This is a genomic window from Sinorhizobium glycinis (assembly GCF_001651865.1).
Taxonomy (GTDB): domain Bacteria; phylum Pseudomonadota; class Alphaproteobacteria; order Rhizobiales; family Rhizobiaceae; genus Sinorhizobium; species Sinorhizobium glycinis.
In genome coordinates, this window is the sequence record NZ_LPUX01000067.1 from 39357 (window position 1) to 64136 (window position 24780).

Genomic DNA, 24780 nt, shown 5'->3' on the forward strand with positions numbered 1-24780 from the left:
GACGCGGATCAGGAGCATGGACTCATCAGCGCCAGCCTGACGCCAGCACGTGCTCAGATGCTCTCGCCGTGATGGGCCCGCATCGGCATTTCATGGTTTTTCCTGTAGGGCGCGGCGCAGCCGGCGGATCACGCCTCCACGCGCCTTATCGTCCGCGGCCTTGGCCAATTCGTCCTGAAGGTCGAGGACGAGCTTCTGGAATTCATTGTGCCAATCCGTCCTTCCCGCCCGCAGCGGATCGATGCGTGGCGGAGCGACTGCTTCGGATACTTCGACTGCACCTTGCGAACGGAGACGGAATATGCTGTCCAGTCGCGGACGGATCAGGCGATCTTCCGCTAAGAAGGTGGAGAGACGTTCCCGGAGCCCTTCAAGCGCGTCGTCCTCTCCGTGGACCAGAAAGACACCGGCGTTGATCGGCTGCCGCGCACGCACCCAGTTGGCAAGCTCCTCGCCATCGGCATGGCCGCTATAGATGTCCAGCTTCCTGATGCGAGCTCTGACGCTGATGTCGTCCCCCTGGATGCGCACGACCGAAGCACCCTCTTCGAGAAGGCGCCCGAGCGTGCCATTCGCCTGATACCCGACCAGCAGCACTGTCGCCTCGTCGCGCCAGAGCCAACTCTTCAAGCGATGCCGGATCCGCCCCGCTTCGCACATTCCGCTCGCGGCGATGACGATGTGGAAGCCCCTGACGAGGTCGACGGCCTTTGACTGCTCTGCCGTCTCCGTGAACCGAACGTTTCTCGACTCGATGGCCCTGACAAGAGCGTCGCCGTTTTCAAGCTCGCGCGCATGTCGGCGGAAAATCTCGCTGGCACGGGTCGCGAGGGGAGAGTCAATGATGATTGGACATCTGGTAACGGCGCCGACTTCCATCAGATGGACAAGATCGGTCAGCAGTTCCTGCGTGCGTTCCACCGCGAAAGAGGGGATGAGAAGTGCCGTTCGGATGCGTCGCGTTTAAGACCTGCGATCGCAGAATATTACGCCGGACGGAATCGTCGGCTTCCTCGCGCTCGACATCGCCGTACGTGCTCTCGCAAATGACATAATCCCAGCCGGTCGGCGCTTTCGCATCGAACTGCAAGAGCTTGTGGCGGGGACCGATGTCGCCCGAAAACAGCAATCGCATTGCAGATGGCCCGGTATCGATCTCCATCTCGACCGAGGCAGATCCGAGCAGATGTCCCGCATTCCAGAATCGAAAACGGACTCCCTCCCCCGCCCCTTCCCAGGCTCCAAGACGCACCTGCCGAAACAGTTCGACCGCGACGGCGGCATCGCGGGCGGTATAGATGGGTGTCACGGTCTCACGGCCCCGGCGCAGATTGCGTCGATTGAGCTGATCGACTTCGCTCTCCTGAATATGAGCGGAGTCCGCCAGCATGACGGAGCAAAGGTCTGTCGTGGCGGGAGTCGCAAAGATCGGGCCGTCGTAGCCAAGCCGGGCAAGCTTCGGCAGCAGGCCGGAATGATCGATATGCGCATGTGTGAGGATGACGGCATCGAGCTTCTTGGGATCAAAGGGAAAGGGACGGTAATTCAGTTCTTTCTCGGTCTTTGACCCTTGAAAGAGGCCGCAGACGACCAGGATCTTCGTGGCACCGAATTCGACGAGTTGGCAGGAACCCGTAACGGTCCCGGCTGCCCCATGAAAACGGATGGTCGGTTCAATCGCCATGGTTCAAGGCCCTGATCTTAAGAACGGCAGATCTAAACATGCACACTTGCGCAGACGGGCGACTTGATGCGGATCAAAGATGCTATGATCCGGCCAGAACCTCCCAACTTCTAATGTTGGTCAACCGCCTTTCGGCTCGGTCGGACAATCCCTTGGCCGCTTCGTCGGGCCACGTTCGATTTCTCCATGCACCGAGTAGGCAGCCACGTCATGCGGGGCTTTAGCTTCTTGTCGCCGATCTGCGTTTGGCGGACAGTCGCCTCCGATCAGCGCTGAGGAGTGATGCGACTTCCATTCACATGATCTAGCTCAATGTGGTGACCGCAATGTGGGTGATGCTAAGGTGTTGCCGCATCAGAGGGCATACCATGCCGTTCACCGAGGAGCAGTTTTTCAAGTATTCGCCGCCTATAACGCGGCGATCTCACCGCTGCCCGCGGTCGCTTACGTCCTCGGATTTACAGCGTTCGGTCTCCTATTCTGGCGGTCTCGGACCTCCACTGTACTGGTTATGGCGATCCTGGCGCTGGTGTTTCTTGTTAACGGCGTGGGGTACCATTGGTCATTCTTCGCCAGCATCAATCCCGCTGCTCAATCTTCGGCGCGGTGTTCGTCCTCCAAGCGCTGCTCCTCGCTGCCGCTCCATTTGTCTCACCGGGCTTTCGATTGGCGCCCTCGAATGATGTGCGCACGGTCGCCGGTCTCGCACTCGCCGCTTACGCGATCTTGATCTATCAGGTTCTCGGTTGGCTATTCGGCCACGTCTACCCGGCGGTGCCCGTGTTCGGGATCGCACCTGGCCCAACCACGATCTTCACAATCGGAATCCTGCTGCTGGGGCCTTGGCACGTCACGCGATGGCTCCTCTTGATCCCTGTGCTTTGGACGATTATCGGCGGCAGCGCGGCCCTTCTGCTCAACGTGCCGCAGGACCACGGCCCGCTGGCCGCATTTCTCGTGGTCCTCGCGTTCGGGCCGCAAACTGGTTCCACGCGGGTATCGGGCGCCGCATGGTCAAAGCGACTCGCGCTCGTAGCGCAAATCCATGTGGTCGCCCCGGCTAGTCATTAAGGGTCTTTATCTCGCGCATCGGACTTCCGGTCCCCAATGGTCGCGACGAAAATGGCTTTGATCGTGTGCACCCGGTTTTCCGCCTGGTCGAACACAACGGAAGCTTTCGATTCAAAGATCGCATCCGAGACTTCCATGCAGTCGAGCCCGAACTGTTTCGCGATGCAGGCGCCGGCCTTCGAGCTGTTATCGTGGAAGGCAGGCAAGCAATGCATGAACTTGCAATCTGGATTGTCAGTGGCTTCCATAACATTGGCCCTGATGCCGAAAGGCGCCAGCAGCCTGATGCGCTCGGCCCAGCCCGCCTCCTGCTCTCCCAGCCACGAAGCCGTGTAGACGAAATCGGCGCCCAACACTCCGGCGCCGACATGTTCCAGGACCGTGAACTTGCCGCCGTTCTTGTGCGCTTCCGACGCCACTTCGTCGATGAAGGACGAAGCGGGCCAGAAGATCGGCGGCGAGACAATGCGGAAGTCCATGCCGAGCTTGGCCGCTCCGATGGCGAGTGACCCGGCAATAGCACAGCGGCCGTCGCCCAGGAATGCGGTCGTGACTTCCGGCAGCGCCTTGTCCGCCACTTCCTGCATCGTCAGCAAATCTGCCAATGCCTGTATTGGTAGGGATTCATCGGTAAAGCCATTGTGGACAGGCACGTGGGCATGTGCCGCCAGCTCCTTCAAGGTCCGAGCGTGGCCGCAATATTCGATAGCGTCGTAGATCCTGCCGAGCACGCGGGCCGTGTCCTTGATTGATCCGCAACGCCCCGGATGGCTCGCGGGGAGCGTGAGACTGACGACGCGCGCGCCTTGATCATAGGCTGCAATTTCAGATCCGAGGAGAGTGCCGATGGAATCGTCCTCGCTGACAAGCGCGATATTCTTGCCACGAAGCCGCAGTATTTCATTGCCGCCTCCCTTTTCGGCCTTCAACTCGGCGGCGAGCTGCAACAGAAACCCGATCTCCCCTGCAGTGAATTCGTCGAGCGTAACGAAACTGCGGCCGCGAAGATTGTTGGACATGGCATGCCCCGTCGCTTTGGTTGTTGGCGCAGAAGCTGCAACGTTGCGCAGCAGCGCGCATTCGGAATTGAACAACAGATACGACCCGCAGGCTTTGACTCTCATCAAAACCAAGGACTTCCACGGCTTTGATAAACATCAATGACGGCGCGTCCCGCCTCTCGGAGAATGCCTCTGAATTCTGGCGGTCGCAGGTCTGCAAGAGTTGACGCCGCGATCGTCAATTGACCGTTTCTGAAACGGGCCAACGATTAAGCTGAGATACATTTTGATGGAGAGCAACATGGCTGCTGCCTACGCCGTAGGTCCGATCAAGCGGCACCAAGTTGACAAAGCGTACCGGCTGATCGACGCAGCCGGCTGCCATTTCGACTTGCAGACTTGGCGCGAATTCTGCGCAGCGACCAGTGCCCGAGAATGCTCGGCATCCTGTGTGGAAGGAATAGTGACCGCAGAGAATCCGCTCGGTTATATCGCCGGAATCTGCATCATGCGCTCAGTGCAGAACGAAACATACGGCAGGATGGTGGACGTGCCTGTATTCATCGTGACAAGTGCGGGGGACACGCGTGGCGTATCAAACTCGCTTCTTGCGTATTTCATGGCGGTCGCCCGCAAGAACAATTGCGGGTTCATTCGCGTCGCCGCACTCGATCCAACCGACTGGCCAAGCTCAATCGCCACCTCGCCCCGAGAGGACCGCGGCATCCTCATACCTGTTCAATAGCCCTGACTTGAGCTGAGAACCCGATTTCGTCCTGGCGCCGCTGCGACCGGCGACGCTAGGAACGCTGGCGTGTCGTCCTCGCGCTGAAAACGTATCCAACCCCTCTAACCGACTTGATCAGAGCAGGGCGGGTAGAATCACGCTCAATCTTGCGCCTTAGGCGAGCAATCTGGGCGTCGATGGTGCGATCGAAGGCCTCTAGGTTTCGACCTCTTGTAAGATCCATCAACAACTCGCGTTGCAGCACACGGCCCGCATGCTTGACAAGTACGTGGCCTTGGCGGCTTCTTATCTCGCCAGATGGTCGAAGGCGCAGGAGGCGCTGGTCTGCGTGCCACCGATCGAAAGCCAAGTGCCTCTCCAGCGGGGCTTCGTGCAATCCATTTTCCGGAAAGTCACGGCCGAAGGTCGCCGGATGCTGGCTGAGCCGGAGGCGAAGGCGGTAATCGCAGCGTACGGCATTCCCGTCCCTCAGACGGTCGTCGCAAAAACAGCAGAGGAGGCGGAAGCGGCGGCCCGCTCGCTGGTTGCGAGCGCACCGAAGGTGGTGGTCAAACTGATATCGAAGTCGGTCACGCACAAATCCGATGTGGACGGCGTCGTCCTTGACATCCGGACTCCCCTCGCGGCCCGGCAGGCTGCGGAGAGCATTGCTGCGCGGCTCGAAGTGCACGACCCGACTGCCGTGGTCGACGGTTTTGCAGTCCAGCCGATGGTCGAACGCAGACAGGGGTGGGAACTGATCCTCGGCGTCACCCGAGATCCCATCTTCGGTCCGGTTATTCTGTTTGGTTCGGGAGGTATTTCGGTGGAAGTGGTCGCAGACACCGCGGTGGCGCTTCCCCCACTTGATGCCGTGCTCGCAGGCGACCTGATCGACCAGACGCGGGTCGGAAAGCTCCTCGCTGGGTTCCGCAACCAGCCGGCCGCGGATAGGAAGGCGGTCTGCAATGCTCTCACAGCGCTGTCGCAGATTATCGTTGATTTCCCCTGCGTGCTCTCGATGGATATTAATCCGCTGGTCGCGAGCGCCGAGGGCGTCATCGCTGTGGACGCGCGCATCGAAATCGACCTACAGGCGGTCGTCCTCCCCGGCCCTAATCGCGATCTCGCGATCCACCGCTATCCGAGCGATTGGGAGAAGCAGATCGCGCTCGCCGACCGGCTTTACCATCTGCGGCCGATCAGACCGGCAGACGCGGCACTCTATCCTGATTTTTTGGCAAAGACGTCCTCAACGGACATCCGATTTCGGTTCCTGTCATCGCGCAAGCACTTCCAGGACCAGATGCTGGTGAGGCTCACGCAGGTAGACTATGAACGCGAAATGGCCTTCGTCGCGCTCGACAAGCAAACCGGCGCGCTCGCCGGGATTGCCAGGCTTTACGCGGATCCCGATCACGAGGTCGCGGAATATGGCTTGCTGGTCAGGACCGACCTGCAGGGGCATGGTCTTGGCTGGGCTCTGCTCTCTCATCTTAGGGACTATGCTGCCGCCGATGGTCTGCAGCGTATCGAAGGCCTCGTTCTGAGTGACAATGCGAAAATGCTCAGAATGTGCAGGGAGTTTGGCTTTGCGATTTCAACGCATCCGGCAGATGCAAGTCTGAGGATTGCGACACTGGTGCTGTAGCGTCAGGCGGGAGCTTCTTGACGAAGATCAATGTTGCGGCCCCCGTCGGGTTTAGAGTGCTTTCAGAACTCCAAACCGCTCGGGGAGACCGAATCAATGACCTACAAGACAGTTCTTCAAGTGCTCGATGCAAACCAGTACCAAACAGACCTCGCAGCGGCGGCAGAACTCTGCGCCGCAGCCAACGCCCATCTCTCGGTCCTCCTGGTCAAGGTCGCGGCTCCACCTCGGTTCGGGGACCATGCAGGCCTCTCGGTCGCGTGGCTGGACATACAGGCGGCCGAGTTCGAACAGCTCGAAAAGGCCGTCGAGGCAGTACGAACGACGCTCAAGGACATGGGTTTATCGTTCGACGTCGCCGGCGAATACACCGAGCCTGCACGGGCAGACGACCTGGTCGGAGAGCGGGCACGCTACGCTGATGTTACATTGATCGGGACCAACATGGACCCGTCGTTGCGGGCGCGCGCCATCGAAGGCGCCCTTTTCTATTCGGCGCGCCCGGTCCTGCTTGCAAACCAGCGTCAATCGGCAACCTTGCTTCCGAAGAGGATTCTGCTGGCGTGGAACTCCAGCCTAGAATCCACAAGGTCGGCTCGCGAGGCGCTCGATATGATGAAAAATGCCGAAGGCGTAAACGTGGTGTTGGTCGACCCCACAGCCTCTCGCTGGAACGGCGACGAGCCCGGCGCGGATGTCGCGACTTATCTTGCCCGCCACGGCATAAACGTGACCGTCGATCGGCTTCCGAGCGCTGGACGCGGGGTCGAGGAAGTTCTCAATCAGCGTGCAATGGACACCGGCGCCGACCTGATCGTGATCGGGGCATACGGCCATATGCGTCTTCGCGAGAGGATTTTCGGTGGTGTCACGAACGCGATGATCGAGGCACCGATCGTACCGGTGTTGATGGTCCGTTGATATCACTCAGGCCACACCGAAAACATGGGCGCCGCTTTTTCGGCGCTCAGTTCGGGTGTGCGATCGCGCCGCGCTCGGCCAATTCAACGCCAAGGAACGTAACACTCGCACCGCGGAAGCTTCTTGACAGGAATCAATGTGGCCACGCCGCGTGGAGATACATTGCTTAAGAAACTGCCTATCGATCTCGGAGGAGAAAGCAATGACCCACAAGACAATTCTTTTGGTGACCGATGCAAACGAGCACGAAAATGATCTGACAGCGGCAGCAGATCTCTGCACGGCCGTAAATGCCCATCTTTCGGTTCTCCTGGTCAAGCTCGCCGCTCCGCCTCCGCTCGGCGAATATGCGGCCATGTCGGTCGCCTGGCTGGACGAACGGGCCGAGGATATACAGCAACTGGACGAGGCAGTGGAGAGGGCCAGGGCGACGCTAAAGGGCCTTGAGATCTCATTCGATGCAAATGGCATCTACTGCGAGACCGCATGGGCCGACAACGATGTCGGCAGCCGCGCGCGCTATGCCGACATCACGTTGATCGGCGCGAGCCTGAGGACAGATACTCCGTTGCGGGCGCGAGCCATTGACGGAGCGCTCTTCTATTCGGCGCGACCGGTTCTGCTCGCAACCAATCGCCACTCCCTCACCTTGCGGCCCAAGAAGATTCTTCTCGCATGGAATTCGACAATGGAATCGGCGCGAGCGGCCCGCGAAGCCTTGGAAATGATGGAGAGCGCCGAGGAAGTGAATGTCGTGCTGATTGATCCGGACGCAGCTTCGACCAAAAACGGCCAGGAACCGGGTGCTGATGTTGCCACCTATCTCGCTCGCCACGGCATCACGGTGACCGTCGATAGGCTTCCGAGCGCCGGTCGCCGCGTCGAGGAGGTTCTGATCCAGCATGCCATCGATACCTCTGCCGATCTGATCGTGATGGGGGCGTACGGACATACTCGTCTTCGCGAAAGAATATTCGGCGGTGTTACCAAGGCGATGATTGAAGCACCGGTTGTTCCGGTGTTGATGGTGCACTGAACATTCCCTATCACGTCAAAGAAAGGCGCCGCATCGAACGGCGCCTTTGTCATTTGTCCTCATGCCTCACCTTCGTATGCGGCGCGGCCGGTCATGCCTTCGATATCGACACAGAAGAAGACATGCGGCGAAGAGGTGGCGACGCCTTGTGGTGCCGGCTTCAGCCCGCCCGGCTCCCACCAGTTTGGCCGCGCCTCGAGAAGCGACCAGGCATGCATGCATTCTCTCCCCCATTGCCCTTCCGGTGGCAGCTCCTGATAGCGGCCGAATACAAGGACGCTCTTCCACTGGCGCTCGCCTGCAAACTCATCGACTTGAAGGCACACCTTCGGGTTGGCGCGCAGCCAGTCGATCTTCTGACCGGGCATAGAAAAGCAGTAGATGCAGTTGCCCGTAAAAGCATAGGTGATGGGCACGACATACGGCCGGCCTTCGTTACAGCAGGCAAGACGAGCCAAATGACCGGCCTGGACCACGCTGCTGCATTCGTGACGGGACATTTCCTTAATGAACATGATCTCCCCTCCTTAGAGGCGTCGGTCTACAAATTGAGGGTAAGCCTGCAAGGAATGCCTGTGCCTTGATGTCCCTCAAAGACCGATGGCCGGAAATGGCCAATACTTGAGCCAGTGTTTGCCGGTTTTGAGGAAGGAGACGATCATGAGCGACATTCGCCTGCGCCAGGACATCCTGGATAAGCTCGAATATGAACTCAGCATAGACGCAGCGAACATCGGAGTAACGGTCGAGGACGGCGTTGTCACTTTGACCGGCCATGTTCACAGCTTTGCGGAAAAGCACACTGCGGAACGGGTGGCGCAACGGGTGAAGGGCGTGCGCGCAATCGCCGAGGAAATCGTCGTGCGTTTGCCTGAGAACAAGAAGGCCGCCGACGACGAGATCGCCAGGCGCGTGATAAAAATTCTCACCTGGGGAGCCGCAGTTGCCGACCTCAAGGACATCCAGGTCAAGGTCGAAAACGGTTACGTGACCCTGGAGGGAACGGTCGATTTTTATTTCCAACGCAATGCGGCCGAGAGTTTGGTGCGACGCTTGAGCGGCATCACGGGGATCGACAACCGTCTCAGGATTCGCCCCGTGATGGATGCGCTCGACATCCGGCATGGCATCAGGGAGGCGCTCAAACGCAATGCTGAGATAGAAGCCGAAAACATCGACGTCGAAGTATCCGGCAGTCATGTCACCTTGCATGGAAAGGTTCAAAGCCGGCGCGAAAGAGCCGTGGCCGAACGAGCGGCCTGGTCGGCTCGCGGCGTCACGGCCGTTGAGGACCACTTGAAAATCGAAGAACCCCGAGGCCGGCTCAATACCTGAATGGAGCGCTTCAAATGACCTTCGTGGCACTCCCAGACCTTGCCGCGCGCGGGGGCTCACTGGTCGGCGGTGCGGGACTTAGCCATGAGGAGGCTCGTCTCCGGCTTACGCGCCTTGGTTCGAACAGCCTTCCGGAACCGCAAGCCTCCTCGCTGGCGATTACTTTCCTGCGCCAGTTCCGCAGCCCGCTGATCTACATTCTGCTGGCCGCGGCACTGGTGTCTCTCCTATTGAGCGATCTGAAAGATGCGTTATTCATCAGCATCGTTCTTATCGCGAACGGCATCATCGGGTCTTTGCAGGAGCACACGGCCGGCAAAGCCGCATTGGCGTTGCGCAGATTGGAACAACCGAAGGCGAGTGTCATCCGCGACGGACGCTTGCAGGAAATCGACGCTCGACTGTTGGTGCCGGGCGACGTGGTCGCGCTCGAAGCGGGCGGACGCGTGCCGGCCGATATCCGGCTCCTCTCAGCGACCGATCTCGTTTGCGACGAATCCCTCCTGACGGGAGAATCAGCACCGGTTCACAAGCCCAGCTCGATTGTCGAGGCTGCCCCCGGAAAGGACGGGCGCTCCATGACCTTTGCGGGCACGCTCGTCACGCGCGGCCGCGGACAGGGTGTGGTCGCGGCGACCGGAGCAGCAACCGAGATCGGCAAGATTGCCACCGAGATCGGCAAGGCGTCCGTCACCAAGCCCCCCTTGATGATCAGGCTGGAACGCTTCTCCAAATTCATCGCCTGGATCGTCGCGGTCGCGATCGCTCTTCTCGTCGTTGTGGGGATTGCCCGCGCGATGACGCCGAGCGAGCTCTTTATGATGTCCCTTGGCCTCGCGGTGAGCGCGATCCCTGAAGGCCTACCGATTGCGATCTCGGTCGCGCTGGCAATCAGCATGCGGCGTATGGCGAAAGCACACGTCATCGTGCGCCGAATGCCGGCGGTGGAAGCTCTCGGCTCCTGCACCATGATCGCCACCGACAAGACCGGCACATTGACGCTCAACGAACTGACCGTGACGGATATCCGCTTGCCGGACGGCACCGAGATTGTCTGCGATACGGGCGCTGATCTGGACGCCTGCACGATTCGGGGGGATGGAACCCCTCCGGCGGAGGCACGGGAACGTGCCCTTGCCCTGTTCAAGGCCGCGTCGCTGCCCAACGAAGGATCGCTGGTCAAGGAAGCGCATGGCTGGACCGCCGTCGGCGATACGGTCGACATTGCATTGCTCGCGGCCGCCCACAAGGCGGGCTTGCCGCGGGAGGCTATCGAGAACGACTATCCGCTTGTCGCCCGAATCCCCTACGAGCCGGACCTCAAATACGCAGCCTCGTTTCACCGCCACGGCGACAGCGTTCGCATCTTCGTCAAGGGCGCCGCGGAAACCCTGATCGACATGGCCGACCGCATGGACGTGGCCGGAAGCGCCGAGCCGATCGATGGGGATATCCTCCTCCATCAGAAGAAAGAGATGGCCGCGCGTGGGCTACGAGTCCTTGCCTTTGCGGAGGGCGAGACGGCAATCGAAACAGATGGCGGCTTTGGGCGGCATCTCCTGGTCGACCTCGTCTTTCTGGGGCTTGCAGGAATGCAGGATCCGGTACGCCCTGAGGTGCCGCAAGCCATCCGCGATTGCCACTCCGCAGGCGTGGACGTGGCAATGGTCACCGGCGACGATCCCAGGACCGCGGCGGCAATTGCCTCCCATGCCGGGCTGATCTTCGCCGAAGATCAGGTGGTCATCGGCGAAGACGTGCGCAGGGCCGAGGAAAATGGGCAGGAAAGTCTCGACGCGTTGACCCGCCATGGCCGCATCTATGCGCGCGTTGCCCCGTCACAAAAGCTGGCGATCGTCCTGTCGCTCGCCCGCAACGGCCACTTCGTCGCCGTCACAGGTGACGGCGTCAATGACGCGCCGGCGCTGAAGCACGCGCATATCGGCGTGGCGATGGGGCGCAAAGGCACGGAGGTGGCGAAGGAGAGCGCCGACATCGTCATCACCGATGACAACTTCGCGTCGATCGTCAGCGGCATCCGCGAGGGCCGGGTCGCCTACGCGAATATCCGCAAGGTCATCTTCATGCTGATGTCGACGGGGGCCGCAGAATTGCTGCTGTTCCTGCTGGCAATCCCACTCGGCTTGCCGATGCCTCTTCTTCCCGTGCAGTTGCTTTGGCTCAACCTCGTGACCAATGGCATTCAGGACATTGCCCTTGCCGGCGAAAGTCCGGAAGGCGATGAACTTAGCCGCGCGCCACGCAGGCCGTCCGAACCGATCTTCGACCAGCTCATGATCCGGCGCATATGGCAGTCCACGCTCGTCATGGGAGCCGGAGGCTTCGCGATGTTGTATGTTCTGCTCGAGCAGGGCTATGGCGAGAGCGAAGCCCGCAATCTGCTGCTGCTGTTGTTCGTGCTTTTCGAGAACTTCCAGACGCTGGCGAGCCGCTCCGAGCGCAAATCCGTCTTCCAGCTCGGCTTTCTCGCCAACCCGCTCCTGCTACTCTCCATCGCAGCGGCTCAGGGCCTTCATATCGCTGCCATGTACATTCCGGTCCTCAAGGAAACGCTACAAGTTTCCCCGATATCATTTTCCGAGTGGGCGCTCCTGCTTGTTACCGCGTCTTCTGCCCTCCTGGTCGTGGAAATCGACAAATGGCGGGTCCGCAGCAAGCCGGTCGCCCTTTGCGCACTGTGAGTTCATCACCGTCGGGGATCACGGCTATGCTTCAGGATATCCGCGACGACATCGTTCGCGGGGCGATCGGCATCCATTCGCTGCCAATCGATGCCCCCGAGATCGTAATTTAGTTGCTGCGAAAGGACATTGAGATCCGCATCGGAGGGCCCTACCGTCCTTTCGGCAACACGGCCGCGAAGAAGCGACGGGCTCGCGTCCAGCCAGAAGGCCGCATATGGTACATGCGCCTCGCGCGCAGCCGCCTCGATGCGCTGACGGTTGGCGAACTTGTCGAAGACGGCTTCCGCGACCACGGATCCTCCCGCACGCAATATCGATACCGTGCGGCAGGCAATCTCGTCGTAGACCTTCTCTGAAATCTCCGAACGATAGGCATCCGCCGGAAGTCGCGTCTTGGCCGCAACGCCGTACATCGCCTTTCGGACGCGGTCGCTTTCAATGATCCTCGCGCCCGGAGGCGAACCGAATTGCGCAGCCAGAATTTCCGACACGGTCGTTTTGCCGGAACCACTCAATCCGCCAATCACGATCAAGCGGGGTGCCCGCGTTTCAAGCAGGGATAGCGCCAGGTCGAAATAGGATCGAGCCTCGGCGGCGAGCGCGTCCAACCGCTGGCCACTCTCTTCGATCTGTGTGGCTGTGACGTGCGCCCTCACCGCAGCGCGGATCGCCATGAAATAAGGCAGTAGAACGAAGCCATCCTCGTCGCACGCCTCGTCGAGGTAACGGTTCATGACCAGGTTGGCAAACTGCGGAAAGCCGCGATGCCAGAGATCCATGAGCAGAAACGCGAGATCGTAGAGGGTATCGATGGTTGCAATCTGGTCGTTGAACTCGATGCAGTCGAACAGCCGAGGTTCACCTTGCAACAGGCAGATGTTGCGCAGATGCAGGTCACCGTGGCATCGCCTGACCTTGCCCGCGACTTCACGCGCATCGAGCAGCGGTGCATAGGCCGCCAGGTTACGCTCGAAAGCGCGTTCGAACTCGGCAAGCTCGACTGGGTCGAAGAACCTGCTCGTGGCGAAACCGGCCGCATTGACACGCAGCACGGCGGCGATGTTCGCGGAGCCGGAACCCTGATGAACGACTTGGGCGTCCCCGTGAAAGCGGGCGATCATATGTGCTGTCCGCTCCATCAGTTCGGCATCGAGCTTGCCTCCAACGGCCATGCGATCGAACAACGCATCCTGGTCGAACCGGATCATTTCGATGACCGCATCGACGAGCTCCTCGCCCCGATCATAAGCAAGGCGGCCGTCGCGGCCGCGCATGATCCGTCGTACGCCGACGTAGAGGCCCGGTGCAGTGGCGCTGTTCAGCGCCACCTCCTTCTCACAAGCGGCGAGCCTCAGTTCCGCCGTCGAGAAATCCACATAGGGCAGCTTCACCGGTCGCTTGATCTTGTAAGCGCGATCGCCGGAAAGGAAGATGTAAGAGATGTGCGTCTCGATGATCTCGACCTTATCCGCGCCACGCAAGTGAGGCGCGCTCAATAAGCCGACGACCTCCGCCTGATCCTGGGCAATCATACCAAGCCTTTCTGTCCAGCTCTGGCCATTTCGTCGATCCGCAATTCACGGGTCTGAACTCGTGGCGTCGCACAACGAAATGATGATCAACGCTACAAGCATGCGCCTCATTGATCAGTATCAAGGAACCATGGCGCGATGCCGGTAAGCAAAACACCACCAGACCGATATTCACGCTCGCCAATGAGCTGCGGCGGAGTTGTGCGACGTCGCAAATAGCGCCGCGGCGCGTACCGGCCGCATCGAAGCTGGAAACACCCACTCACGGCAACGGCAGCGATGAAAACTAGGCACTCATTTAGCGGACAATGAGGAAATAAACCGCGACTCCGGTCCCTGCGGCGAGAAGCGACACAACGGCGAGCGACGCCCAATAGCGTATTGTTCCGGACGCCATCGCCACCAACACCCGTCCGCCTGCGTTTGCGAGTACTGCGCTGAGCACTGCGGCTCCGACGATCTGCAGCGGTGCGGATCCGCCTCCAGCGCGCAGCGCCGTCAGTACCGCAACGTCGACGTCGAATATCCCCGACGCGGCCGATATGCCGACTAAGCTGTTGTCGCCCGTACCGGCCATCAAGGCCGCGCCGGTCGTCGCCGTCAAGGCAAACAGGCCCGCAAAAACAAGAAGCGAAAAGAGCTCAAACGGATTTCGTGCGGTGATTGGTTCGTCGGCGGGAGGTGCAGTTTTTGTCATCAGAGCGGCACCACCCGCGGCAAATACCAACGCTGCCGCGATGATTGGCAGGACAACTTCGGGGAAGAGCGGCGGGGAGACGACAAGGATTACCGCCAGCACGCGCAATAGCGAGACGACGGCGGCGATGCTTGCGGCCCCAGCCAACGGCCCTGGCTCCTCGCCGGAGCGTGCCTTTTGCCCAAAGCTGGCTGTCACGGCAGTCGATGAGACGACTGCGCCGACCAGCCCGCCCACCACCAGTCCTCTTGACGAGCCAAGCAGGCGAACCGCCACGTAGCCTACAAATGAAATGGTGGCGCTCAGAACCGTGAAGAACCAGATTTCACGTGGATTGAAACCACCCCATGGGTCAATGGCATGGTTTGGAAGGAGAGGCAGCCCAATGGCGGTCATCGCCGCCAGCACGAGAGCCGAACGCAGTTCGATCCACGACAGCTTCTTGAGGAGATTGTGCACAAGCTCGCGGCTGGCGAGTACGCCGGCGAGCGTAGCGGCGCCCGCCGCCGCCACCCTGTAGTCGCCAGTTACCGCCAATCCGCCGAGCGCAAAAACCGCCAATCCGGCAATGACGCCGGTGACGCTGAAATCCTCATCGTGCCGCGCTTCGCGCAGCTTGAACCAGGTGAAACTCAGCGCGAAGCTCATAAAGCCGGCAGCAAAGATCAGGTCGGTCCTCTGTGCATCGGACAGTGCGGCCAAGATCCCGCCAAGCAGACCCGAAATGCCGTAGGTGCGGATGCCTGCCGTGCGGCTGCCTTCCGGCGCTTCCCTTTCCCGCCATCCACGCTCGAGACCCACGAGCAGGCCTATGGCAAGGGCGAGCCCTAGACGGAGAATAACAGGTTCCATTCGCTTCCGGCCTCGCCCCCGTGCAACGTGTTGATGTCGGCGCTCCGTGGACGCTCAAGTCGTGAGCCACCGCTCCGGTGAGCCAGGCCGCAGAGCATATCCCATTTGGAGCGCCGCGCAGCAAGCCGAACGCCATTAACGATGTTGAACGAACCTGCTTTGCCAATGCTGGGGTATTTGGATCGCGACTGCTGTCAAAGCCAGGGCAGTAGCAACCGGCACCCCCTGCGGCGTTGCCATCACGAAGGTGATCAGTCCGCCGATGAGAAGCACTCCCGGAGGGCCCTGTATCAGAGCGACGGATGCGTGAGTCGTATTGCCGCTCATGAAGAACACAAAATCTTCGGGGGACATAAGTCCTATCGCATCGGTCATGCCTTCAAGGAACGAGGAGAACACGCTGTGAATAAACAAGCCCGCGGAACTTGTTCAGGTTCTTCATCATGTTCATTGCAGCCGACGAGCGCCAAACCAACAGAACTCCTCTGACGCTCAATGATGCGCCGCCGCCGCTGTACCGCCTGGGCCGCCGTTTAGCGTTTCCGCAGGCCTGTGCGCGGAATCAAGCCAACGATCCTGTGATCCAGTATCCTTCACAAGACCTGTCGGAGAGCACGTTGAGCGAGAGCCAAGTTGTCGAGCCGTTATGGCGAGGGCGAGAGCTGGGTAGGCGGCTTTCCCTCATCGCTGTAGCCTTGCTCGCCGGTACGCCCGCCTGGCTCGCGGGACCGGCCCGATCTCAGCGCCTCGTCCTGGGCCGCGGGCACCGAGTTACGCTTGCGAGCCTCCTTCTGCGTGCGCTGTCTCAGTGGCCGACAGAATCGGTAGCGGGGTGAGAGCCCTAAGTGCCCATCCCTGCACGTCAGTCTCCCGCGGTTAGTATGCCATGAACAGCGGCACCGGGCTCTGTTTCAGAAGAGATTGCGTGACGCCGCCGAATACCAGCTCACGCAGCCGCGAGTGGACGTAGCCGCCCATCACAATGAAATCGGCCTGGATCAGCGTTGCATGCTTGCGCAGCGTCTCGGCAACGTCGCCGTTCAGGACCGGAAGAGTCTGTGCCTTCACCTTCACACCATGTCGGCCTAGGTGTAGCGCGGCGTCAACACTGGTAGGAGCGGTGGCGGGCAGGTCCTTCTCTCCCGTCACGGCTACCACCTCCACGACCTCTGCGGCCCGCAGGAACGGCAACGCGTCGGCTGCCGCTCGGGCAGCCCGGCCGCTGCCATCCCAAGCTACGATAATTCGCTCGGCGCGGAATACATCTTGCTTGGGCGGGACCACAAGCAGTGGACGACCGCTCTCCATCAGCAGAGTTTCGATCAGGCCTCGGTCGATGGCGAGAGATTCGGATTCTGCATCCACGATAGTGAGGTCATGTAGGCGAGCCTGCGTTCTGAACACTGCGAGCAGCTCGGGATAGTTGAGGTGCGGGCTCTCGGCAGAACAGGCGACATCCGCTGAGGAAGCATGGGCCTCCGCAGTGCGAGCGGCAGCCTGCGCAAGGGAATGAAGGCGCTGGTTCTCTTCCCGGACGAGGCCGGCGACAACCTTGCTGACCCCCGCGCTCGACAGAGTGAGCTTAATCGAGGCAGCCCGAATAGTGACATGAGCACCCGCCTGCTGCGCAAGGGAAATACCGTAGGCCAGGGCGGACGAGGTTTCGTCAGGGCCGAATTCCTTCGTAAGGCCAATCAGTATGCTTTTGATGTTCTGGACCATGTCAATTCCTCCCGACCAACGGCCTCAGAAAATAATAAGCGCGTGTAGGAAGACCGCAATTGATCCAGCGCAATATCTCAGATGACATCGCTTGTTTGGGGGATCGAGGATTCCTGGGGCGCCTTCGATCTTCTTCGATAGCCGCAGGCTGCCGGTCAAGTAGCGGATAATGAAGAAATAAACGGTGACTCCGGCTCTTGCCGCAAAGGCTTCGACATCTGCAGCGGTGTCGCTCCGTCTCCGGAGTGAAGCGCCGTCAGTACCGCCACATCGATGTCGAAGGCCCATACAGATGGCATCTCCTTGGGGGAGCAATCGCTACTGGACGAGGAATAGCAGCCGGTCGCAACGCTGGCTGTTCTAGTGACGCCAGCAGATTGCTTCGCTCAACGAGCGGAGTTTGATGATGCGTGCCCCGCCTCTATAAACAAACGGCCCGCTGGCGGCGTTGATGCGTTGGCAAACCGGCGCCATGGAGCCGGGGTCACTAGCCGGACACCGCGCTTGCCACGGCCGCCAACGAGAACGCGCCCAGTATCAATGAGGCCAGTTTGTAGGAGTGTCGTCGCACCCTCAAGGGTAGGCAGCCGCCGAAAACGACCCAGGCAAGGCCTGCAAGTGTCGACATGGCAGCGTAGGTCGCCAGCCAAACGGGAGCCTGGATGTTGGCACCGGACGGTATCAATACCGTGCCGACCAACATGGCCTTCGGGTTTACTATGGTGGTCAGCAATACGCGAACGAACAATTGCCGGACCGACCTCGCATCGCTCAGGAATGGCATACCCCAAAGCCGGACGGCCGAATACAGCAACCAGCCCGCCGCCAGCAACTTCATTGTGGCGAATGCGATTGCGTTCCCCTGGATACCATCGGTTAATCCAATGAAGAACGATACAGCCAGGATATAACCCATTGCTTCCGCAATGGGCATTATTGCTGCCCGTCGAATACCGAGCGATGCTCCGCATGTGGCCAGGACGGTGTTCGTCGGACCGGGCGTCAGCAGGATCAGGAGCGCGGAGAGGATGAAGGACAGAGTGACCATGGCGACGAATTGCAGGGTGGGGCCAAAGACATGTTTACCCTTCACCACGTCGGTCAGCCTTGATGCAAGTCAACCACGCTCTTGACGCAACAGGGGCCCACATACAGATCCAACGGCCACGTCAGAACCGTTCGAGCGCCTGGCGGTCGCGAATCTCGATCATGCGGCCTTTAACCGTGACGCCCGACTGGCGCAACGTCGAAAAGGCGCGTGACAGGGCCTCTGGAGCCAGCCCAAGTTTGCCGGCGAGAACGTTCTTTTGAAATGGAAGGCGGAAGGAGAAACTAGTCGAGCCGTTCGGACAATGACTGAGAATATAGCTCGCAACACGCTGAGGGGCCGTGAGCAGGCGATCCTCTGCGAGGAGATCCTCGGTCATTTTGCCGCGATGGCAGAGGTGCTCGATGATAGCTTGCGCCACCTCGGGGTCTGCCGCGGCGAGCTGACGAAGCTTACGGCTGTCGAGCCGCAAGATGATCGATGCTTCGGCAGCTTCTGCGCTGGCGGTGACGCGATGACCGAGAAACATTGCGTTCTCGGCAAACATTTCCCCCTTCGGAAACACGGCGACATCGGCTTCGCGCCCTTCCTTTCCCAGCCGATAGAGACGGACAAGCCCCGAAAGCACGAAGAAAACATCGTCGATGCTGTCGCCTTGGCGGAACAGAACATCATGCTCTTCGTGACTGGAAAGCGTTGCACCCTCGAGAATAGCGTCGACGGTGGAGTGCGGCAGCCGCGCGAAAAAGCGGGAACGGACGAGGATGGCCCTGTCGCTCGAAGTCAATTGCAAGGTCTTCATTGCACATGCCCCAATAAAGATCATATCAAATTAGCAGTCTAAAGGGTGCGGCTACTTGACCTCGGTCAAACAACTGCAGAGCAGCGCTGCTTTCACGGCCTGCCATCGCCATCATCGAGGACCCGCCAGGATGCACCGTCGAGATCCTCGTATTGCCCGTTCTTGAGCGCCCACAGAAAAGCGGCCAGCCCGAGCCCTCCAAGAATGAGCGCTATTGGAATGAGGTAGATAAGCGTGTTCATGCGGTGGCCCCACTCGAATGCAGGGACGGAGGAAGCATAGCGGCTTCGTCCAGGACAGTGGAAGCGGTGCCCTTCAGTCTCAGGGCGTTGACGACCACCACGAGCGACGAGGTGGACATCGCGACCGCGGCGACGAGCGGGGTCGCGTAGCCAAGCATGGCGATCGGCACCGCGATGATGTTATACCCAATCGCCAGCGCGAAGTTCTGCCGGATCAGGCGGCCAGCGCGCCTCGCCGTTTCAATAGCGAAGGGAACGGCCGATAGTGGTTGATGGATGAAGACGAAGTCGGCCGCCTGACGACCGACATCGGCGGCAGTGGCCGGTGCCATGGAAACATGTGCCGCACGCAGAGCCGGCGCGTCATTGATGCCATCGCCAACCATCAAAACCCGGTGGCCGCCCGCTGCAGCAGCGAGGGCCGCGACCTTCCCGCTTGGAGAGAGCTCGGCACGCCAATTCGCGATCTCTAGCTTACGGGCAAGTGCCGCCACCACCGGCTCGCGGTCGCCGGAGAGAATTCCGGTTGAAAGACCCAATCGGCCAAGGGTCTTAATCGATTCATGAGCCGCCGGTCGCAGCCGGTCTTCGAAACGGAGGCAGGCAAGCTCCTGATAATCAAGCGACAGGATTGCCTCCGATTGCGCGCTTTCAGAGCCCAGCTCTGCCACCGCAAAATCGCGGCTCCCGAGCCGATAGACGCCATTCTCCGTTTTCGCCTCTATGCCAGCCCCGGGGATTTCCCTGATGTCGCCCGTAAGCGGTGGGACTGCCCCAGCCGCATCCTGGATGGCCTTTGCCATCGGGTGCCTCGAGTGCACGGCAAGCGCAGCCGCCATGGCGAACGCATCGGGCGCAATTTCCGCCGCATTCATGAGTCGCGGCTTGCCGACCGTCAGCGTTCCGGTCTTGTCGAGCAGCACCGTATCGATTTCGGCGAGCCGCTCCATGGCAGAGCCGTCCTTGACCATGACACCCCCTTGGAATAGTCGTCCGGCGGCAACGACTTGGACCACCGGTACGGCCAGGCCGAGCGCGCAGGGGCAGGTGATGATCAGAACCGCCACTGCGATCAGCATGGCATGGCGGACGTCGCCTTCCACCAGGATCCAGCCGACGAACGTCAGAAGCGCCAGTAGATGGACGGCCGGCGAGTAATAGCGAGCGGCGCGATCGGCAATGCGCCGGTAACGCGCTCTGCCCCCTTCGGCAGCCTCCATCAGTCCCATGATTTCGGCGAGAAAGGAGTCGCGCGCCGCGGCCGTCGCCTCGAGCACCAGCGGGCCGGTAAGGTTGAGCGTGCCGGCCTCGACGGCATCGCCGGCGCCGACCGAGATCGGCGCGCTCTCCCCGTTGACGACCGAGCGGTCCAGATCACTGGTGCCCGAAACTACGCGTCCGTCGACCGGTATTCGCTCGCCGGCAGCGATCATCAGACGCTCGCCAGGCTCGATCTCGCTTGTGGCGCGATATTCCCGCGACCCGTCGGCATTGAGGACCGTCGCGCCACGGGGCGACAACCGTGCGAGGCCGCTGATCGCGGAACGGGCGCGGCCGCGCATCATGTGGTCGAGCGTCCGACCAATGAGCAGGAAGAACAGAAGGGTGACGGACGCGTCGAACCAGGCATGCTCTCCATGGCCGATCGTCTCGTAGAGCGACATGCCATAGGAGAGTGTGACGGCAAGCGCGATTGGCACATCCATGTTGGTCCGCCCGTGGCGCAACGCATTCCAGGCCGACTGATAGAAGAATCGGCCCGCATAGATCAGCGTCGGCCCTGCGATCATGGCCGAAATCCAATGAAAGAGATCGCGTGTTGCCGCGTCCGCGCCCGACCAGACGGACACGGAAAGCAGCATGATGTTGGCCGCAGCAGAGCCCGAAACGGCGACCGCACGTATTAACTGCGTCAGGAGGGCATCGCCCTCTTCCTCGCCAGGCGTGAAGAGATGCGCCTCGTAGCCGCGCTCGCCGATGGCGCGTACGAGTTCTCGAGGATCGCTGCGCTTGCCCGCGACGTCCTCCTTCCAGACGATCGAAACGCGCCGCGAGGAGAGGTTGACGCGCGCCCCTTCGACTTCAGGTCTCGCCCGCAACGCCGCCTCGATCGTCGTGATGCATGAGCCACAGTGAACGCCCGGCACGCTGAGATCCGTCTGTCGCAACCCGTTCCCAAGCGCCCGGCTTGCGAGCCACAGTTCTTCTGAAGGGGGCAGCCCCTGCCTCGCCGCGTCGGCAATAAGGGTGGCGCCGACCGCCGTCGCACAGCAGCTCATTGGCCCTCTCCCGCTGCGATGAACCTGATGGCCTGGCGATAGACGAGTACTCCGCCCGCCTTGGACGTCACATCCGCGATCCACTGCCCTGGTTTGAGCGCCTGCGTCGAAACGAACACGCCCTCACCGTCGCGAACGAGCTCGAAGCGAACATCCTCACGAGCCTCGACGGGCCTTTTGAGCACTGCGACAACCTGATCGACCTCCCGCTCCGGCTCGCCTCTGCGGGTCAACACGTAACGGAGGCCGTTCTCGGCCGTGAGTTCGCCCTTGATGCCGCTTGCCGCAAAGGCGCGTGTCTCGGCCAGCTTGCCATTGAACTGTTGGCTGGCAACGTAGGCATTCTCGACGACGAGGCCGCTCCAGCTTCGGCTGGCGTTCCAGGCCATGACGAAGTTTACGGAGATGATGGTGCCGAAGAACAGCGCCATCACCGCCACCATATGCCATCCGGTAAAACGACGCGGTTCACTGCCTTGGCTGATCATAGCGGCTCACTTTGCTGCGGGTTGATTGAAGTTCGCGCGGTAGACATCCCGCTCGTGGCTGGAAGGGTCTTCGGCTCTGAAAGAAAAGCCTTCCTCGGCCTCTGAGAGCTTCGCTTTCGGCACGGCGACGAACACCTTGAGGGACGTGACCTTGTCCGGATCGACGGCAACTGAAAAGCTGCGGCCGTCGCCCTGCGCCTGGCCCGCAATCCGCATCTGCGCTGACGGAATCCCTTCGAGGGTGAGCGTGATGCGCCGCTGCTCGGGGATCATGTTGAGCAGCTTGATCATGTAGCCGTTGCGGACGGACCCGTCCGACTCGACGACATATTGCGGGTTGCGGTCATGCAGCACGTTCAGTTCTAGCCTGTCGCGTGAGACGAGCGCGTAGAGCATGCCGAGGCCAACGAGCACCCAGACGCCGAAATAGACAAGGACACGCGGGCGGAAGATGATCCGCCAATCGAAGTGCCTGATGCTGTCAACGAAGGCGCCGTTGGCGCCGCGCACGCGCCGGGGGTCGATCGCAGTCGCACCGCCGTCAGTGGCAAGAGCCATGTTGGCGGCATAGTCGCTGAGCGTCGCATAGGAGATCAAACCGCGTTCGCGGCCGAGCTTGTCCATGACGCCGTCACAGGCATCGATGCAGAGCGCGCAGGTGATGCATTCGAGCTGCTGGCCGTCACGGATGTCGATCCCCATGGGACAGACCGCGACGCAGGCATTGCAGTCGACACAATCGCCGACCACCTCGCCGGCTGCGGCCGCCTTCTTGGCATGACGCGAGCGCGTTTCGCCGCGCCAGTCGTTATAGGTGACGACCAGCGAGTTCTCATCCAGCATCGCTGCCTGGATGCGCGGCCAAGGACACATATAGGTGCAGACCTGCTCGCGCATGAGCCCGCCGAAAACATAGGTGGTGGCGGTGAGGATCGCCACGGTCATGTAGGCCACCGGCGGAGCTTGCAGAGCGACGAAGCTCTTCAGGAGCGTGGGAGCGTCGGCGAAGTAAAATATCCAGGCACCGCCCGTAGCAGCGCCGATCATCAGCCAGATCGCATGCTTGGCGACGCGCTTGCGTATCTTGTCGAGCGTCCAGCGTCCGGCGTCGAGACGCATGCGGGCATTGCGGTCGCCCTCGATGAAGCGCTCGATCACTAGGAATAGATCGACCCAGACGGTTTGCGGACAGGCATAGCCGCACCAGGCGCGGCCGACGGCCGAGGTCACCAGGAACAGGCCGAAGCCCGCCATGACCAGAAGGCCGGCGACGAAGAAGAATTCCTGTGGCCATATCTCGATGAAGAAGAAGTAAAACCGCCGCGCCCCAAGATCGATGAGGACCGCCTGGTCCGGCGCATGCGCGCCGCGATCCCAGCGGATCCAGGGCGTCAAATAGTAGATGCCGAGCGTCACCAGCATGACCAGCCACTTGAACCGGCGGAAACGGCCCTCGGCCCGCTTTGGGAAAATCTTCCGCCGTTTCTCGTAAAGCGGCCTGCGGTGCCGCGCGGCATTAACCGGCTCGGCTTCGAGCCGCTCGACGGAGCCAGCTTTGGAGGCGGGCTGGTGAAGCATTTGGATAGTCCCTACCAATGCATGTCGCCCAGAAGTGTGCAGCGGTTTTGGGACAACGACATGCGCAAAAAACACGGACCTAACGTGCGTCGCATACATTCGATTGGGCGCGACGCGCTTTAGAACTCGATCGTCAGACCAGCTTTTGCGCCACGTGCCGGCTCTGCGCCTTGATCTGCGTCAAGTTTGCGTCGGAGTGCTGCCCATGCGCAGCGGGCGACGCCGGGAATAATTCCGCCGTGGCCGGGATGTCTTACTCGCCGGCCGGCGCTTGAGACGGATTTGGGATTGGATCGGAGCCGGTGCGCGGCGCAGCTCGCGTTGCTGAAGTGGCGGCCACATCGCGTTTGAGCCGCCACCCGTGCGCGTACTCGCTACTCGCCGCCGCCGAGCGAATGGACGAAGACCGCAAGCTCTTTTACCACCGGATCACCGATGCGCTGCAGCCAGGCCGGCATGACGCCATGCTTCGGCGACCGCATCTGGTCGACGATCGCCTGCTCGCCCTCACCCTTGAGCCAGATCGCGTCGGCAAGATTGGGCGCGCCGAATTCGCGGCTGCCCTTCGCGTCCGCACCATGGCAAGAGGCGCAATTGTCGGCGAAGAGCTGCTTGCCAGGTTCCACCAGCGCCGGGTTGGAGGGTGTTCCGGTGAGGCTTACGACATAGGCAGCGGTCGCGCGGAGCTCCTCGGGCGCCAGCATGTCGGCAAAGGCAGGCATTTCCGACACCCGCGTCTCCCCGTCACCTTGGTGACGGACGCCATGCGCGATCGTCTGGTAGATCTCCTCGGGCTTGCCGCCCCAAAGCCACTCGTCGTCATTCAGGTTCGGGAAGCCCTTGCCACCGGCCGCGCCTGAGCCGTGGCATTGCGCACAGTTCACTTTGAAGACGGACGCGCCGGCCGCAATGGCGAACTGCCTCAGTTCCGGATCCGCCATGATGTCCTCGACCGTGCTCGCGGCGATGCGTTCAAGGTTGCCGGCCTGCGCGGCCTTCGCATTGGCCAGTTCCGCACTGACCTCCGCCCGGCTTGAATAGCCGAGCACGCCCTTGGTCGCCTCCGTCAGCATCGGCCATGAGGGATAGGCGACCGCATATCCAATCGCCCAGATGATCGTCGCATAGAAGCTATAGACCCACCAGCGCGGCATCGGATTGTTGAGCTCGCGGATGCCGTCCCATTCGTGCCCGGTGGTTTCTACGCCGCTGACCTCGTCGACGTGCTTATGCTTGTCCGCCATGGATCAGTCCTCCTTCAGCGGGATGGCAGAGGCCTGAGCGGCAGCCTTCTTGGCGCCGGGCCGGAAGATGAAAAGGACGACGCCGAGGAAGAACAACGTCATGGCGAGCAGTCCCCAACTATCGGCGAAATGGCGCATGGCCGTGTAGGTTTCCATCTGCGTTCC

At 61.0% G+C, this 24780-nt stretch carries 18 protein-coding genes and 5 pseudogenes; 7 read left to right on the top strand and 16 right to left on the bottom strand.

The features are described from left to right. Nucleotides 1-90: 90 nt before the first annotated feature. A pseudogene (locus tag AU381_RS25060) lies at nt 91-1684 on the bottom strand (MBL fold metallo-hydrolase). Between the two features lie 343 nt (nt 1685-2027). Here AU381_RS25060 and AU381_RS25065 point away from each other — a divergent pair. Next, a pseudogene (locus AU381_RS25065) lies at nt 2028-2755 on the top strand (DUF6064 family protein). Here the strand turns inward: AU381_RS25065 and AU381_RS25070 are convergent. Beyond that, a complete protein-coding gene (locus tag AU381_RS25070; RefSeq protein ID WP_064244540.1) occupies nt 2752-3774 on the bottom strand; it encodes a Rossmann-fold NAD(P)-binding domain-containing protein in 1023 nt (340 codons plus the stop codon). The pseudogene AU381_RS25065 and the gene AU381_RS25070 sit on opposite strands and share 4 nt — an antisense overlap. Before the next feature lie 271 nt (nt 3775-4045). Here AU381_RS25070 and AU381_RS25075 point away from each other — a divergent pair, with 271 nt between their 5' ends. Then, entirely contained in the window at nt 4046-4501 is a 456-nt protein-coding gene (locus tag AU381_RS25075) for a hypothetical protein (RefSeq protein WP_064244329.1), read from the top strand. Between the two features lie 55 nt (nt 4502-4556). Here AU381_RS25075 and AU381_RS29140 read toward each other — a convergent pair. Further along, nucleotides 4557-4772: pseudogene (locus AU381_RS29140) on the bottom strand (winged helix-turn-helix domain-containing protein); the annotation flags it as partial. Between AU381_RS29140 and AU381_RS25080 the strand changes: the two are divergent. The 3 genes and pseudogenes from AU381_RS25080 to AU381_RS25090 form a co-directional block, all read left to right on the top strand. Continuing rightward, nucleotides 4773-6134 (top strand): annotated as a pseudogene (locus tag AU381_RS25080) (GNAT family N-acetyltransferase); the annotation flags it as partial. 96 nt (nt 6135-6230) lie between these two features. Next, nucleotides 6231-7055, top strand: a complete 825-nt coding sequence (locus tag AU381_RS25085; RefSeq protein ID WP_064244330.1) for a universal stress protein — start codon at nt 6231-6233, stop codon at nt 7053-7055. 202 nt (nt 7056-7257) lie between these two features. Beyond that, nucleotides 7258-8091 (top strand): universal stress protein, encoded by an 834-nt coding sequence (locus tag AU381_RS25090; RefSeq protein WP_064244331.1) that lies wholly within the window; start codon nt 7258-7260, stop codon nt 8089-8091. Nucleotides 8092-8150: 59 nt separating this feature from the next. Here the strand turns inward: AU381_RS25090 and AU381_RS25095 are convergent, their stop codons facing one another. Continuing rightward, nucleotides 8151-8606 (bottom strand): pyridoxamine 5'-phosphate oxidase family protein, encoded by a 456-nt coding sequence (locus AU381_RS25095; RefSeq protein WP_064244332.1) that lies wholly within the window; start codon nt 8604-8606, stop codon nt 8151-8153. A gap of 145 nt (nt 8607-8751) precedes the next feature. Here AU381_RS25095 and AU381_RS25100 point away from each other — a divergent pair, with 145 nt between their 5' ends. Continuing rightward, complete coding sequence (locus AU381_RS25100) at nt 8752-9426, top strand: BON domain-containing protein (protein ID WP_082910352.1); 675 nt, start codon at nt 8752-8754, stop codon at nt 9424-9426. A 14-nt stretch (nt 9427-9440) separates the two neighbouring features. Next, nucleotides 9441-12128 carry a cation-translocating P-type ATPase gene (locus AU381_RS25105; protein ID WP_064244333.1) on the top strand — a complete coding sequence of 896 codons (2688 nt, stop codon included), beginning with the start codon at nt 9441-9443 and terminating at the stop codon, nt 12126-12128. 5 nt (nt 12129-12133) lie between these two features. On the opposite strand, the gene AU381_RS25110 is transcribed toward AU381_RS25105, so the two are convergent. The 12 genes and pseudogenes from AU381_RS25110 to AU381_RS25170 all read right to left on the bottom strand — a co-directional run bounded on the left by AU381_RS25110 (nt 12134) and on the right by AU381_RS25170 (nt 24771). Next, on the bottom strand, nt 12134-13663 hold the full coding sequence (locus tag AU381_RS25110) for a bifunctional aminoglycoside phosphotransferase/ATP-binding protein (protein ID WP_064244334.1): 1530 nt from the start codon (nt 13661-13663) through the stop codon (nt 12134-12136). 298 nt (nt 13664-13961) lie between these two features. Then, entirely contained in the window at nt 13962-15212 is a 1251-nt protein-coding gene (locus tag AU381_RS25115) for an MgtC/SapB family protein (RefSeq protein WP_064244335.1), read from the bottom strand. Nucleotides 15213-15422: 210 nt separating this feature from the next. Beyond that, nucleotides 15423-15712, bottom strand: a pseudogene (locus tag AU381_RS31290) (hypothetical protein); the annotation flags it as partial. Between the two features lie 376 nt (nt 15713-16088). Then, nucleotides 16089-16934 (bottom strand): universal stress protein, encoded by an 846-nt coding sequence (locus AU381_RS25130; RefSeq protein WP_064244338.1) that lies wholly within the window; start codon nt 16932-16934, stop codon nt 16089-16091. A 487-nt stretch (nt 16935-17421) separates the two neighbouring features. Further along, nucleotides 17422-18030, bottom strand: a complete 609-nt coding sequence (locus AU381_RS25135) for a LysE family translocator (protein ID WP_244520133.1) — start codon at nt 18028-18030, stop codon at nt 17422-17424. A gap of 73 nt (nt 18031-18103) precedes the next feature. Beyond that, nucleotides 18104-18784, bottom strand: coding sequence for a Crp/Fnr family transcriptional regulator (locus AU381_RS25140; RefSeq protein ID WP_046118152.1), 681 nt, complete (start codon nt 18782-18784; stop codon nt 18104-18106). Between the two features lie 92 nt (nt 18785-18876). Beyond that, nucleotides 18877-19026, bottom strand: a complete 150-nt coding sequence (gene ccoS / locus AU381_RS25145; protein WP_026617476.1) for a cbb3-type cytochrome oxidase assembly protein CcoS — start codon at nt 19024-19026, stop codon at nt 18877-18879. Then, nucleotides 19023-21305 (bottom strand): cation-translocating P-type ATPase, encoded by a 2283-nt coding sequence (locus AU381_RS25150; protein ID WP_064244340.1) that lies wholly within the window; start codon nt 21303-21305, stop codon nt 19023-19025. The genes ccoS and AU381_RS25150 overlap by 4 nt, the downstream gene beginning before the upstream one ends. After that, complete coding sequence (locus AU381_RS25155) at nt 21302-21793, bottom strand: FixH family protein (protein ID WP_064244341.1); 492 nt, start codon at nt 21791-21793, stop codon at nt 21302-21304. The genes AU381_RS25150 and AU381_RS25155 overlap by 4 nt, the downstream gene beginning before the upstream one ends. A 6-nt stretch (nt 21794-21799) precedes the next feature. Beyond that, a complete protein-coding gene (ccoG, locus tag AU381_RS25160) occupies nt 21800-23371 on the bottom strand; it encodes a cytochrome c oxidase accessory protein CcoG (protein WP_064244342.1) in 1572 nt (523 codons plus the stop codon). 374 nt (nt 23372-23745) lie between these two features. Further along, a complete protein-coding gene (ccoP, locus tag AU381_RS25165; protein WP_064244343.1) occupies nt 23746-24615 on the bottom strand; it encodes a cytochrome-c oxidase, cbb3-type subunit III in 870 nt (289 codons plus the stop codon). Nucleotides 24616-24618: 3 nt separating this feature from the next. Further along, the gene (locus tag AU381_RS25170; RefSeq protein WP_026617471.1) at nt 24619-24771 is read right to left on the bottom strand and encodes a CcoQ/FixQ family Cbb3-type cytochrome c oxidase assembly chaperone; all 153 of its coding nucleotides are present in this window, start codon (nt 24769-24771) and stop codon (nt 24619-24621) included. Nucleotides 24772-24780: the final 9 nt, after the last annotated feature.